Genomic DNA, 620 nt, shown 5'->3' on the forward strand with positions numbered 1-620 from the left:
CCCTGTACCTGAATCAATGTTAGGTTTCCGCAGAACACTGCGCCGGTATCGATATACATTTGGTTGGCAAACTTGAGTGGTTTCACTGCTGGCGTATGACCAAAGATGAACGTGTCCGCGCCTTTGATTTCTTTCACGATCCCGTTTTGTGAGTTGCTGATTCGTTCGCGGTTCCAGATTACCTGCTGATGATCAACTGGCTTTCCAAACTCGTATTCGTCAAAGGGATAATCGGCGTGGCAGATAACATATTTTTTATCTTTGCTCACCAGTTCGATGATTAACGGAAGTTCATCTGCTTTATGGGCAAGAGCTTTAGCCAGAATTTCTTTGTCGTAATCGAGATTAAAGAACCAGCCACCGCCATTAAGCAGCCAGTGATTAACGTTTCCACGCTCTGATAAGCCATCAATCATCATTTGCTCATGGTTTCCACGTACAGCTCTGAACCAGGGGAATGTGATTAATTCCAGGCATTCAACGTTCTCTGCACCACGATCAACCAAATCGCCCACCGAGATAAGCAGGTCTTTTTTGTTGTCGAATCCAATCGTATCCAGTTTGTTCATCAGGTTCGTGTAAGTCGGATCGTAGCCATGTCGTTCTGTGAGCCAAGGAGT

The 620-nt window shown here is 45.5% G+C and carries 1 protein-coding gene; it reads right to left on the reverse strand.

Annotated features, from left to right (window positions below; all coding sequences use genetic code 11):
• The coding region (locus ABD989_RS17670; protein WP_425556565.1) for a metallophosphoesterase at positions 1–569 on the reverse strand (569 nt) is incomplete at its 3' end.
• Positions 570–620 lie beyond the last annotated feature (51 nt).

This window comes from Gordonia alkaliphila (genome assembly GCF_039542465.1).
GTDB classification, from domain to species: Bacteria; Actinomycetota; Actinomycetes; order Mycobacteriales; family Mycobacteriaceae; genus Gordonia; species Gordonia alkaliphila.